General features: G+C 33.5%; 14 protein-coding genes. 4 read left to right on the top strand and 10 right to left on the bottom strand.

Annotation, left to right across the window (positions count from 1 at the left end; all coding sequences use genetic code 11):
- Nucleotides 1-125: 125 nt before the first annotated feature.
- From ABW637_RS21305 to ABW637_RS21290, 4 genes are all read left to right on the top strand, one after another.
- A complete protein-coding gene (locus ABW637_RS21305) occupies nt 126-326 on the top strand; it encodes a dodecin family protein (RefSeq protein WP_367586761.1) in 201 nt (66 codons plus the stop codon).
- A 149-nt stretch (nt 327-475) separates the two neighbouring features.
- Nucleotides 476-2,509 (top strand): thioredoxin domain-containing protein, encoded by a 2,034-nt coding sequence (locus ABW637_RS21300; protein ID WP_367586760.1) that lies wholly within the window; start codon nt 476-478, stop codon nt 2,507-2,509.
- A 464-nt stretch (nt 2,510-2,973) separates the two neighbouring features.
- The gene (locus ABW637_RS21295) at nt 2,974-3,675 is read left to right on the top strand and encodes a hypothetical protein (protein WP_367586759.1); all 702 of its coding nucleotides are present in this window, start codon (nt 2,974-2,976) and stop codon (nt 3,673-3,675) included.
- 300 nt (nt 3,676-3,975) lie between these two features.
- Nucleotides 3,976-4,677: a hypothetical protein gene (locus tag ABW637_RS21290; protein WP_367586758.1), complete on the top strand. Its 702-nt coding sequence runs from the start codon at nt 3,976-3,978 to the stop codon at nt 4,675-4,677.
- Here ABW637_RS21290 and tsaB read toward each other — a convergent pair.
- From tsaB to ABW637_RS21240, 10 genes are all read right to left on the bottom strand, one after another.
- Nucleotides 4,631-5,293, bottom strand: coding sequence for a tRNA (adenosine(37)-N6)-threonylcarbamoyltransferase complex dimerization subunit type 1 TsaB (gene tsaB / locus ABW637_RS21285; protein WP_367586757.1), 663 nt, complete (start codon nt 5,291-5,293; stop codon nt 4,631-4,633). The genes ABW637_RS21290 and tsaB overlap by 47 nt on opposite strands.
- Nucleotides 5,294-5,397: 104 nt before the next feature.
- Complete coding sequence (locus ABW637_RS21280) at nt 5,398-6,726, bottom strand: TolC family protein (RefSeq protein WP_367586756.1); 1,329 nt, start codon at nt 6,724-6,726, stop codon at nt 5,398-5,400.
- A 99-nt stretch (nt 6,727-6,825) separates the two neighbouring features.
- Entirely contained in the window at nt 6,826-7,950 is a 1,125-nt protein-coding gene (locus tag ABW637_RS21275; protein ID WP_367586755.1) for an efflux RND transporter periplasmic adaptor subunit, read from the bottom strand.
- Nucleotides 7,951-7,986: 36 nt separating this feature from the next.
- Entirely contained in the window at nt 7,987-9,249 is a 1,263-nt protein-coding gene (locus tag ABW637_RS21270; protein ID WP_367586754.1) for an ABC transporter permease, read from the bottom strand.
- 16 nt (nt 9,250-9,265) lie between these two features.
- On the bottom strand, nt 9,266-10,495 hold the full coding sequence (locus ABW637_RS21265) for an ABC transporter permease (protein ID WP_367586753.1): 1,230 nt from the start codon (nt 10,493-10,495) through the stop codon (nt 9,266-9,268).
- On the bottom strand, nt 10,488-11,189 hold the full coding sequence (locus ABW637_RS21260; protein WP_367586752.1) for an ABC transporter ATP-binding protein: 702 nt from the start codon (nt 11,187-11,189) through the stop codon (nt 10,488-10,490). The genes ABW637_RS21265 and ABW637_RS21260 overlap by 8 nt, the downstream gene beginning before the upstream one ends.
- 219 nt (nt 11,190-11,408) lie before the next feature.
- Nucleotides 11,409-11,639: a CAMCR motif-containing small membrane protein gene (locus tag ABW637_RS21255; protein ID WP_367586751.1), complete on the bottom strand. Its 231-nt coding sequence runs from the start codon at nt 11,637-11,639 to the stop codon at nt 11,409-11,411.
- Nucleotides 11,640-11,671: 32 nt separating this feature from the next.
- On the bottom strand, nt 11,672-12,214 hold the full coding sequence (locus tag ABW637_RS21250; RefSeq protein WP_367586750.1) for a DUF420 domain-containing protein: 543 nt from the start codon (nt 12,212-12,214) through the stop codon (nt 11,672-11,674).
- Complete coding sequence (locus ABW637_RS21245; protein ID WP_367586749.1) at nt 12,207-12,941, bottom strand: SCO family protein; 735 nt, start codon at nt 12,939-12,941, stop codon at nt 12,207-12,209. The genes ABW637_RS21250 and ABW637_RS21245 overlap by 8 nt, the downstream gene beginning before the upstream one ends.
- Nucleotides 12,942-13,034: 93 nt before the next feature.
- Complete coding sequence (locus ABW637_RS21240; RefSeq protein WP_367586748.1) at nt 13,035-13,688, bottom strand: hypothetical protein; 654 nt, start codon at nt 13,686-13,688, stop codon at nt 13,035-13,037.
- Nucleotides 13,689-13,794 lie beyond the last annotated feature (106 nt).

Raw genomic sequence — 13,794 nt, 5'->3', positions numbered from 1 at the left:
TTCGCCGAAAAAGAGCGAATTACATCGAAAAAACTGTTAAAATAATACCTTCTTTTATTTCAAAAAGTACAAAGTAAGCCGTATCTTAGAGATTCTTTTAAAATATTAACTAAAAAATCATTAAAATGGCAATTATTAAAACTATTGAAATAATAGCAAGCTCTGACAAAGGTTGGGACGATGCAGCTAAAAGCGGAATAAAGCAAGCTGGAAAAACCGTAAAAGGCATCAAATCTGCTTGGGTCTCTGATCAAAAAGTTATAGTAAAAGATAATGAGGTTGCCGAATATAGAGTAAGCCTTAAAGTATCTTTTGAAGTAAAATAAGAATTTTACATTTTTTTATTTAAGAGCATTCTGAAAATATTCAGGATGCTTTTTATATTTTAGACCTCATCAAAAAGACAATCATGAAGTACTGGTTTTTCTATATACTAATTATAACTGTCTCTTGTACAAGTCAAAATCAACAATCCATGAAACACGCTTATACCAACGATTTAGCCCAGGAAACAAGCCCTTACTTACTTCAACATGCCCATAATCCTGTAGATTGGAAACCTTGGGGAGAAAAGGCATTAGATGCAGCCAAAAAAGAAAATAAATTGATTATCATTAGTATCGGATATGCTGCCTGTCATTGGTGCCATGTAATGGAACATGAAAGTTTTGAAGATCTACAAGTTGCAGAAATAATGAATGCCAATTATATCAACATCAAAGTAGATCGTGAAGAACGACCAGATATAGATCAGGTATATATGAACGCCGTGCAATTAATGACCGGAAGTGGTGGTTGGCCTCTTAATGTGATCGCCTTACCAGATGGAAGGCCCGTTTGGGGAGGCACATATTTCCAAAAGGGAAATTGGATTGATGCACTAAAGCAGATTACAAATCTATATGATAAACAACCGGAAAAGCTTTTAGAGTATGCCGAAAAGTTAGAACAAGGGATCAAAGCTATCGACATTATTGAAACCAATACCGAAGAGCAAAATTTTAGTAAAGATTTTATTGCTTCAGCTGTAAAAGACTGGAGTGCCAATTTTGATCATAAACAAGGAGGCACTAAACGGGTTCCAAAATTTATGATGCCTAACAATTATCAATTCCTTCTTCGATATGCGCATCAGACCAAAGATAAGGAGCTAATGAATTATGTAATAAATACGTTAACAAAAATTTCTTTTGGAGGTGTATACGATCATATCGGGGGTGGATTTTCGAGATATTCTACAGATGGAAAATGGCATGTACCACATTTCGAAAAGATGCTATATGATAACGCGCAGCTAGTAAGTTTATATTCTGATGCCTATTTAATCACCAAAGATACATGGTTTAAGGATGTGGTATACGAAACTCTCGATTTTGTATCAAGAGAACTAACAAATAGCGAAGGTGCTTTTTACTCTTCTCTAGATGCTGATAGTAAAACTCTAGAGGATGAGTTAGAAGAAGGTGCTTTTTATGTCTGGACTAAAAAGGAATTAAAAGCCATCCTGGAAAATGACTACGAACTATTTTCTAAATATTATAACATCAATTCATACGGTTTCTGGGAAAAAGAGAATTATGTATTAATACGAAAGGATGTTGATCAATTATTTTGTGAAGAAAACAACATTAGCTATCAACAGCTTAAAGAAAAAGTCCAGCAATGGAAAAAACTTTTGCACCAGTACCGAGAAAAACGCTCCAGACCCAGATTAGATGATAAAACTTTAACATCATGGAATGCATTGATGCTCAAAGGATACCTGGATGCATATAGAGTTTTTGGGGAAAAAGAATTTTTAGATGCTGCGATAAAAAACGCCACCTTCATTAAAAAAAACCAGCTACAACCCGACAACTCCGTATTACATAATTATAAAAATGGAAAAAGTAGTGTAAATGGATATTTAGAAGACTATGCTACACTTATAGAAGCATTTATTACCCTATATCAAAATACCTTCGATCCAGAATGGATTGATATTTCAAAACAACTTACAGAATACACCTTAGCACATTTCTTTAATAAAGAAAAAAGTATATTCTACTTCACATCAGACAAAGATCCAAAGCTCATCACCCGTACAATAGAGTCTAGTGATAATGTAATTCCTGCATCTAATTCTATTATGGCCAAGAATTTATTTATGTTATCCCATTATTATGATATGAAGCACTATAAAGAAATAAGTAGGCAGATGTTACATAACATGAAGCCACAAATTCAATCATATGCATCGGGATATTCTAATTGGCTTGATCAAATGCTTAATTTTTCGTTTGATTTTTATGAAGTAGCTATCACCGGTATCGAATCTAAAAATAAAGTACAAGAACTGAACAAAACTTATATCCCGAATAAGTTACTAGCCGTAAGTTTATCAGATTCTGAAAGAGTACTATTAAAAAACAGATTTGCTGAACGTAAGACTTTGATTTATGTCTGCGTAAATAACTCTTGTAAATATCCTGTAGAAGACACAAAGGATGCCATTAAATTCTTAGAATGATTTTTTAGGGGTAAATTTCGTCTACAAACAGGTATCAAACAATACAAAAAGTTGATCCTTGTAGAGTAGATTAGTGTAGATCTCGATGCAATAGGATTAGATATCGAAGGGATCCTATCATGAACATTAAATATGTACTCTTTTTCCTACCTGTATTATTACCAAATACCTTACCAAAAAATCAACTTATGCAAAAATAAAGTGTTAAAAACAACCGATGAATGATGATAAAAAACTCAAAAAACATTCAATTACAACGTTTTCGTAATACAAATCTTACAAAATTTACGGTTAAACCATAATTAAATTATGTGGATTTTCTGTTAAAATTTGCTTTTTACCCTTAAAAATTCAACTTTACCTGTCATAATATTAAAAAATTCGTAAAAATATCGCCAAAAATCTAAATAATTGTGTTTAAACTAGCGTTTTTTTTAAATTTACCTCACCTAAATCTATGTAACATGAAGAAAATACTACTTTTATTTTTTTTAATAATTTCGTCTACATTACTTGCACAATTACCAAGGAGTTTATTAAAATCTTCCCAGAGAGTTTCGACATTTGATGAATACGATGGTACTTTATATATGAAAGCAAGATATAAAGAATCAAGTGTTATAGATGAAAAAGCTGGAGCTTTTGATGCTAAACTTAAGTATAACATCTTTACAGATGCCTTAGAGTATAATCAAGGATCAAAACTCTTCGAAATACTCAAGAGTACAACTATTCATGCTCGAATTGATGGTGATTATTTTTACTTCTGTGAATTTAAAACCACAAGAGGTCTTAAAAGGGAAGGATATTATGTTTTGGTAGAGCTAAATGATAAGTATAGAATCTATAAAAGATTTACACTTGATATTAAAGAGCCCTCAAAAAATACATTAACACAGATAGCCGAACCAGGTGTACTAAAGATGATAACTACATATTATGTAGAAGAAGAAGGTAAGATAATGGAGTTACCAATGAACAAGAAGGACATGTTAGCTATCTTTAGTGATAAAGAAAATGAGTTAAAAGAATATTTAAAGAAAGAAAAAATTCGTTTAAGGAAAGAAGAGGATTTAATTCGATTAGTAGCTAGGTATAATGCTTTAAAAAGTACTGATTCCAGTCCTTCTCAAAGCCTTCTAAGTAATCTGAGCAGACGTAATTAGATACTTTTCAATTTCTTCTTTTATTTAAAAAATATTTAGGAAACATACATAATATTGCCACCTCTTGTAGGTGGCTTTTTTTATGTCAAAAATCACCAAGTACCTATATAAACAAAAAATATTCTTTACCAACACAACACTATTACACTATACCTTTCTTAAAAAGATAACACGTGTCAAATTACTTTACTAATTTTCATGCCTATTTTGCTGTATTTTAAAAAAATAACGCACAAAAACCTGTTTTTTTGCATTTTGTCGAATATTTTTAGTATATTAGAGATATTAAAATCATATACTATGAGAAAATTACTACAAAATCTGTTTTTTTTAGCTACACCCTTATTATATGCGCAATTTTCACAACCAATAGAACCTTCGGAAGCAATATCTGAATTGGAAAAGTATGTTGGATCTGTATATATGAATAAAGAATACCAAAAAGCCAATGTAATTGATGAAAAATCTGGCACATATGACACTAGACTTAAATACAACATCTATACAGATGCTCTAGAGCATACCGTTGGAGGAAAATTACATGAAGTAATCAAAACACCTACAACATATGCCAGGATTGATAATGATTACTACTATTACTGTGATTTTCAGAGCCAACATGGTCGTAGAATAAAAGGTTACTACGTTCTTGTAGAAATGAATGACTCCTATAGGGTTTATAAGAAATATGATCTTAAAATAACAGAACCTCAAGAGATGGACCCTATGACTGGTAGTGCTGTCACGGGAAAAATTAAAGTTTTAACAACATATTATATTGAAGAGGATGGAATACTTCTGGAAGTACCACTGAACAAAAAAGATGTCTTACTTGCATTTTCAGACAAAGAAGAAGAATTAAAACAATACATCAAAAAGGAAAAAATTCGCCTTAAAAAGGAAGAGGATCTAATACGACTTGTTGCTAAGTATAATGCTCTAAAATATTCAGGAACTAGCCCGTCACGAAGTCTTTTAAGTAATAGGGTTCAAAATAACTAACGTCCTCAAAATCTTTTGCTAAAAACTTACTATAACTTAATCTTGCCATCTCATTTGCAGATGGCAATTTATTTTGAATAAAAACGGCATTATTGTTTTTGCAAATCGAAGAAAACTTCTCTACCCCATTACCAATGAAGTAAACTTTACCTCTTTGCAGATAACTTAAAAAAGACTCTTCAGTTAAAATTTCGGCCTTAGTCTCTCTTATTTCTTTATAAGAACTAGAAAAAATAGCCGAGTAAACTTCCATTCGTCGCGCATCAATCATGGGCACAATAACGCTATCATCTTCTAGTGCTACCTGCATTGATAATGAATGTAATGTTGGTATTGATATTAGCGGAATATCTAAGGCATAACACAAACCCTTAGCTGCAGAAACCCCAATTCTTAACCCAGTATATGATCCTGGACCCATACTTACAGATATTGCCGAGAGGTCTTTAAAAGACACTCCTCCCTTCTTAATTACTTTATCTATGAAATTATGCAATCTCTCTGCATGAGAATACTTCGTATCATAATCCTCTTCAAATGCAATGATTTCATCATCTTTTGCTAATGAAACAGAACAATTAGTGGTAGAAGTTTCAATGCATAGAATATATCCCATCTTTGTAAAATTTTGGCAAAGATAACTAAATAGACAAACTATTTTTTTGGATTCTTTTTCTATTTCCGAAATGACAGCTACATGAAACAAATATAGCGCTGTAGCTATAATTTTATATCCGCGATCTTTATTCCAAAATAAAGTTCTAACACTTTTAACTTAAAAATATAGTCAAATTTATTTTGCACCTCTTGGCTTTGCGCATTCTCTAATCTAAATTTAGATTGGCTAAAATCAAACGCATTGGTTAAACCAACATCGTAACGGTCTTTTGCATACTCATACGCTCTTTCTTGTGCTTTTACTGATACTAAAGACGCTTCATAAGCTTCTGCGGAGCCTTTTGCATCAAGATAGGCCTGATACACATTACTATCTAAGTCTAATTGCGCTTGTTCTAATTGAAACTCAGTTCGTTCAACACTTACTTTGTTTCTTTTCACATCATTTCTGGCAGAAAACCCATTAAAGATGGGAACCGAAAGAGATACCCCATACGAAGTACCATCATTGGTATACAATTGCTCTATAAAAGGTGTTGGGCTTACTCCAGATTCTCGTGTACTATATCCAAATGAACCATTAAGCGTAGGATAGTAAGCTCCTCTAGCAATCTCTAGATTCTTTTCTGCAATCAACTTATTTTGTTCTGCTATTTGCACCTCATACCTGGATTCTCGGGCACTTGTAATAACTTGATTTATAGGTTTTTCTAACAATTCTGATCCCGGAACCAGATACTCTTGTTCTGCAATATCAAAACTCTCATAGTCTTTTATTAAGAGAGTTTGCGCAAGGCCTATTCTAGCAATTTGCACAGCATTTTCAGCTTGTACAATACGGGTCAATTCATCTGCCGAAGTCGCTTCAATCTCTAAGAGGTCTCCTTGTGGCAAAACACCGGCATCAACAAGATCTTTAGTCCGTTTTAACTGCTCTAAAGTAATTTCATGTTGTTTTTCGATTACTTTTAGCGATTCTTTATTTAGCAGTACCTGTAAATAACTATTCGCCACAAAAAGTGCAATATCATCTTTAGATTTCCCTAAATTATATTGACTTAACAATTGGTTTAATTTCGCTCTCTGAAATGTTTTTAAATTTCTTAACCCATTAAATAAAGTAATCCCTATACTGACTCCATAATTAGAAGATCTAAATGTTTCTGTTTCATTCGTATTTGTAATCGGGTTAGTTACCAGTCCGGAATTCCAAAAATTAGAAGCAGAAGCGTTTAAGGTGGGTAAAAAATTACCAAAGGCATCTACCTTATTAATATCGGCATTCTCAACCTCTAGGGCCGACTGTTTTATGGTTATATTATTCTCTAAAGCATATTCAACACATTCTCGTAATGTCCATTTCTTTTCTTGTGCTTGAGATGTCAACACTCCAAAAAGAGTAAAAAACAAAATTGAAATTCTAATTCTCATAATGTCTATTTGTATATAATTGGCTGATGTTGTTACAGATGTTTTTTTTAAAATCAGCTTCTTTAATTGGTGTATTCTTTTAACAATTTAGATGTTATTCTAGCCCTGTCCCTCTTCGCCTTCTTCTTTCTTTACAGGTTCTGTTTTGTTCCAAACTTTAATATCATCTTCCTTAGTCACTCCAGATAGTATTTCAACATTAATTCCATCAGAAAGTCCTATTTTGATATCTCTTCGCTCAAATTCCTGATCCCCTGTCTGCACTTCTACGAATGGTTTTTCGGTTTCTCTATCAAATTGTAACAAGGCTTCTTTAATGGCAAGAACATCATTTTTAGTATCCAGTACAATGGAAGCATTGGCGCTATACCCTGCTCTTATAAAGTATGATTTATCAAGAAAAACTTCTCCTTCTATTTTAAATTGAACGGCTCCTTGCTCTTCACTCCCTTTGGGTGCAATAAACTTTAACTTAGCATCAAATTCTTTATCTCTAATCGCACCTAAACTCACCTTAAGCGGCATATCTATTTTAAGCTTGTTTACCTCGGCTTCATCTACCTTTCCTTCAAAAATCATCTTACCCAGATCTGCTATTGTCGCTACGGTGGTTCCATCATTAAAGTTATTACTCTGAATCACCTGATCACCTTCTTCTACCGGAATCTCCAAAACGGTTCCAGCAACAGAAGCTCTAACATTTGTAATCGCTTGTGCTCCTCCTGTAGATCCTTGACGAATAATCTGAAGGTCATTTCTTGCATTATTTACTTCTTGCTTTGCCTGATCAAAACGTAATTGCACATTCTGAAAATCTTGAGTAGATATTACCCCTTTATCAAACAGCGCTTTATTACGATCATAATCTTGTTTGGCATTAGCCAGGCTTATGTCTGCATTTTTAACTCGCCCTCTTGCGCTATTTAATGATTGCTCATTAGGAACGACTTTTACCTTAGCTATTAAATCTCCTGTTTTTATTGGCGCTCCTTCTTTTACATATATCTTTTCTATAATACCCGAGACCTGTGGCTTGATTTCTACTTCATCTTCTGGCACCACTTTCCCTGTAGCTACTGTTTTTTCTTCGATAGAGGTTTTAAAAGCTTTTTCGGTAGTAAATACTATTGGTGATTTACTATTAGAATCTATTAGATATTTACCCGAAAAACCAAGTAAGGCTACAAAAACTACGATTAATAAAATTTTAAAAAACTTTTTCATTTGACTGATTATAGATGATTATTCTGATTTATTATTTTATTCTTCTCTTAATGCTTCGATTGGTTTAATACTTACTGCTTTTTGTGCAGGAATCAAACCTATTATTGTTCCCAACAATACAATAGATAATAATGCTCCAACCACTGCAAAGAAATCTACAGAAGGATTTAATATTGGTATATCGTCATTGTTTCCTATAGCAGTATTGATGCCCCAAAGCACCAGGGTTCCGAAAACAAAACCTATAAGTCCTGCAAGGAACGTAAGTAAAATAGACTCTAACATGATCTGCCCTCTTACTTCTGCGGGTGTAGCTCCAAGAGCTCTTCTTACTCCTATTTCTCTAGTACGTTCTTTTACTGTTATTAGAAGTACATTACCAATAGCAATCACTCCTGCTATTAGCGTTGCAATACCCACGATATAGGTGATCAATCGCATCCCAGAGAGGAATCCGTTAACCTTAGCCACCTCTTTTCCTAAATTGAAACTACCAAAAGCCTGTGTATCATCTGGATGTACATTATGCATTCTCTTAAGCATTGTTTTTATAGTGGCTTCTGTATCCACAATATTTTTGTCTTGTTTTGCAGTAACCACCATCCATGATATATCTTTTCCTTGATTAAAAATGGTCTGAAATGTGGTAAATGGCAGAAAAACAGAGTCGTCCCCTTCAAATCCTGTTTGTGTTGGTTTATACACCCCGATAACCTTAAAGTAAATTCCGTTAATCCTCACAAAATCTCCAATAGCCTCTTCCCCTTCATCATAAAATTGTTTATAAATATCCTCCCCTATTACGCAGACCTTACGTTCATACTTAATATCTTCTTCATTAATAAACCGACCACCATCAAATATCTTTTTCTTCGAGACTTTGTCTATAGTTGGATAATCTCCAAACACTTTAAAAGCTCCTGATTTAGATCCTCTCACAAACTGTCCTGGCGGTGTTCCCCATTGACCGGTAACGTTACGCGGAGTAATATATTCTATATCACTAACCTGAGATTCTAACGCTGCCACATCATCAAGGGTGAGTTGCATTCTTCGTCCTCGTTTAAACCCTCCATTAGGTATACTGGTTTGTTGTCCCCAGACAAACATCGTATTGGTAGCAAAATCATTAAACTGGCTTCGGAAGCTATTATCAAGTCCTTTGGCCATTCCTAAAAGAATGACAAACAAGAATACTCCCCATGTAACTCCAATAACCGTAATTACCGTTCTGATCTTATTCTTACGAATTGCACCATATATTTCTTGCCAAGTATCTTTTTCGAATATAAACTTCATACCAACTTGATTTTAATTATTCATCTCTTAATGCAATAATAGGTTTTATTCGGGCGGCCCTTCTTGCAGGTATGTACCCTGCCAATAGACCAGCTAAAATTAGAGTGATTGTTGCGACCATGATTACACCAGTATCTACCTTAGGATTGAGGATAAAAAACTCTTCTAAATTATTACCTATTAATTTAAGTGCGAAAATCCCTAAAAGTAAACCGACATACCCCGCTACAGAAGTTATTAAAACCGATTCTTGCAATACCATCGCTATAATTGATTTAGGTGATGCTCCCAACGCTTTTCGAATCCCTAACTCTTTCGTTCTTTCTTTAATACTAAACGTCATAATATTACCAATACCTATAACTCCCGAAATCAAGGTACCAATACCGACAATAAAAATCACAAGATAAATCCCTCCAAGAATAACCATAGTTTCTTTAATATCCTCTGCAAAACTTCGAACCCTAATTGCGCTTTGATCATCTGGAGCAACCTTAAATTTTTCTTTAAAATCTTCTTTTATTTGATCGGCAAATGCTATTGCCTGCTCAGAACTCATTGCCATGTTGTATGACAGGTTAATCTGATTGATATGATCGTTATTACCAAAAAGTAATTGGACTGTTGTAAAAGGAATATAGATGATTCGTTCTTCATTATCCCCCCCACTGTCTTGAAAAACACCAACAACTTTGTATGGGATACCATCTACGTCCAGCATTTTACCTAAGGCACTTTCATTCTTAAAAAGGTCTTTTTCCACTAATCTTCCGATCACGATATTCTTGGTACGCTCATTTACATCGGTTTCATTAATGTATCGACCTTTCATCATTATTGTCTTTTCGAGATACTGATGGTCTTGGTTAACTGCTCTTATATTATAGCTACCCGATTCTTTTTTATATTTTGCCTGGCTGTTTCGATACACTCTTGGCGTAGCAAATTCTACTTTACCAATATAATTGCTTTTGATAAACTCAAAATCTTCATTCTTGAATTGAATTTTCCTATTCTCCTGAAAACCCTTGTATGCTTTAGAAGTATTTCCCGAACTAATAAAAATAATATTTTGGGCATCATCAACAAAACTGCTCAAAAAACTATTAAGCAACCCATTCCCCATCCCCAATAACACAGTGAAAATAAGGATTCCTAAAGCTACTGTAAACCCCGAAAGGAAAGTTCGCAACTTGTTTTTTCCTATTGCTTCAAATATTTCCTGCCACCTATCTCTATCAAACATATTGGGATGCTCTTACCTGTTCTACTTTCTTATCTTCTACGATAACACCATCCTTGAGATGTACAATACGCTTACACATATTAGCAATATCAGGTTCATGCGTTACTACTAGTATAGTTTTTCCTTCATCATTGATACCCTGGATGATATCCATAACTTCATAAGATGTTGTACTATCTAATGCCCCTGTAGGCTCATCGGCAAGTAATACTTTAGGATCAGCTGCTAGTGCTCTGGCAATAGCAACACGTTGTTTTTGCCCTCCAGAAAGTTCGCTAGGTAAATGTGTTGCCCAATCGGCTAAACCAACTTTACCAAGATAATTCATCGCTTTCTCAGTTCGTTCTTTTCGCTTTTTTCGTTGATAATATAAGGGCAACGCAACATTTTCTAGAGCAGTCTTATAATTAATTAGATTAAATGACTGAAAAACAAAACCCAGAAATTTATTGCGATACTGTGCCGCTTTGGTTTCATTTAAACCTTTGATAGGTACATTATCTAAGAAATAACTACCGCTATCAGCCTCATCTAGCATTCCCAAAATATTAAGCAATGTCGATTTTCCAGAACCTGATGACCCCATTATAGCTACCAATTCTCCTTCTTCAACATTAAAATCTATTCCTTTGAGTACATGAAGAGAATTACTACCCATCTGGTAAGATTTATGTAAGTCTTTAATTTCAATCATAACACTTGATTAAGATACGGAAGGTGCAAAACACACCCGAATTAATTAATGACTCACCACTGCCTTTTTAACAAAATTTTAGATCGATCCTCTAGTTTTTCCCTTGAAGACTTTTTGATTGGCTAGTGCAGTCTTGTTACATAAGACTAACATGACATCATTTTTGTTACAGGCCAAGTTGTTATGAAAATGTTAAAAGTTTATATCAAACTTAATTCACTACCCTTTAGGGTTTGTGGGTTTTCTCTTATTCTTGTAGATAAAATACCCCACAGCACCTATTAGGATATATGGTATAATCATTAGATAAATAATTCCATTATTAATTCCTTTTGCTATCTCCTGACCTTCTTCACTTTCTAAAACAGCTCTACACATAGCACATTGTGCCTCTGTTGGTATAGAGAACAACAGTAATAATATCGATATATATAGTATTTTGGTTTTCATAACTACTTCGATAAGCTTAGTATAGCATTCTTTTAGATATAATAAGGCGAAATCATCAAATACACAATCACTCCGCTTACAGCCACATACAGCCAAATTGGGAATGTAATTCTGGCAATCTTACGATGTTTATCAAATCGCTTTGCTAAAGCTCGTACATAAGTGATCAATACAAAAGGAATAACCACTACAGATAATACAATATGTGTAATCAAAATAAAATAATACACATATCGTATCATACCTTCTCCTCCAAATTTAGTAGAATCACTAGTAATATGATAAGCCACATACATTATCAAAAAAAGTATAGAGCATAGAATTGCAGTTTTCATTAGCCTCTCATGCAATCCTATTTTTTTGCTTTTTATGGCCCATAGCGCAGCGATTAAAATAACGGCAGTCAAACCATTTATTGAGGCATAGATTGGCGGTAAGAACGTAAGAGGTTGGACATCAAATCCCAATCTTCTTAGGTTAACTCCAAATAAAGCAGCCACCGCAAGAGGGATGACTATCGATAAGATAACAATCCATTTATTATACTTTTTTTCTACTGCCGATATATTATTCATCCTTATTTAAAAGTTTTTTTATGTCTTCTAACAAAATAGTTATTTGTTCTTTTTCTCCACCATCGTCTATTTTTTCATCAACACCTATAGTACCTCTATAATAAATGATAGGGTTCCCTGATGCATCGTATCGTGATCTAATATATCCTTCTTGATCGATAAGTGCAAAATAACCATTGTGCTCAAATCCACCGGGAACTTCCGGATTCTCTGCAGCATAGATATTAAAACCTGCATTAGCTAAATCATACATAGCCTCTCTATCACCGGTTAAAAAGTGCCAATCTGGGTCGTTAACTTTATAATTATCAGCATATTTTTTAAGCCTGGTTGGAGTATCCATTTTGGGGTTTATGGTAAATGAAGCTACTCCAAAATCTTTATCATCCATTAACTGATTTTGCAGATACACCAAATTTTTAGTCATTTTTGGGCATATGGTAGGACAGCTTGTAAAGAAAAACTCGGCTACATAGACTTTACCTTTATAGTCATGATTAGTGATTAGAATACTGTCTTGGTTAAGAAATGCAAATTCGGGCACCTTTTTTGGTTCTCCATTTATCTTAACGTATGAAAGCTTTTCATTAGCAACAGGATTATTAGCACTCATCCTGTCATTTTTAACTACAGAAGTATTTTTTATTCGATTTACTATCCTTGGAATAAAGATAATCCCAAAAATTAATGTGATAAACGATATGCCTACGTATGAATATTTTTTCATTAGTCCTTTTAATGTTTTAGAGGTCTCATGTAATATTTGATGTTTAAAAATATAGACTACTTATTGTCCTAAAAACCTCGATTTCATTATTGTTTATTTGTCTTTACGATCTGCTTTATATTTTTTCAGAGCTAGTCGATATTCTGCAAGAATCACTTTGATATCATCAGTCATTACATTTGCTAAATCTGCTACAGAGCTTGCATCATATCCATACACTTTGGATTCATCTTCTTTTAGTGTTCCATCTCTACCTCTTAAACTCCCTTTTTTATCTATTATATATACATAATGGGTAGCAAGGTTATCATCTAATTGATGTGGAGCTTTAAGGCTGTTAAATAATGTTTCTATACTCTCCTTCGTGCCAAAAAGGAATTTCCAACCAGAAACATCAGCTATATTATCTAATTCATCTAAAAGTTCTTTCGTAGCTTTTTCGCTACCATAAGGCAGTACCATAACAAATTGAAAATCCTGAAATCCATGGTTTTTTTTATAGATCTTTTGATTTAGGTTAAATGCGTTTCCTTGTTTATTATAGATATCCTTACCTAAAAACCCAAGTACAGTTATCTTATCTTTAAATTCAATTTGTTCTTTGGTATGACTTTCAAAATTTTTTAAATCTCCTACTGTATCATTTAAAACGGGAAGTTTAGCAAAATTATGAACCCCCGAAGCGAAAAACAAATATGCTACTAATGGCAAAACAAACAAGACACCTAAAACGATAAATTTTTTCATTTACAAATTAACTTTGTCTTTTAATAAATAACCTTAAGGCAGGATAAACTGCGTACAAAAATAGAAAAAGACGGTTTAAAAAACCGTCTTTTTACAATGCTTTTAA

The organism is Aquimarina penaris (assembly GCF_040786285.1).
In the GTDB taxonomy this organism is placed as follows: domain Bacteria; phylum Bacteroidota; class Bacteroidia; order Flavobacteriales; family Flavobacteriaceae; genus Aquimarina.
This window is presented reverse-complemented; position numbering and strand designations above follow the sequence as displayed.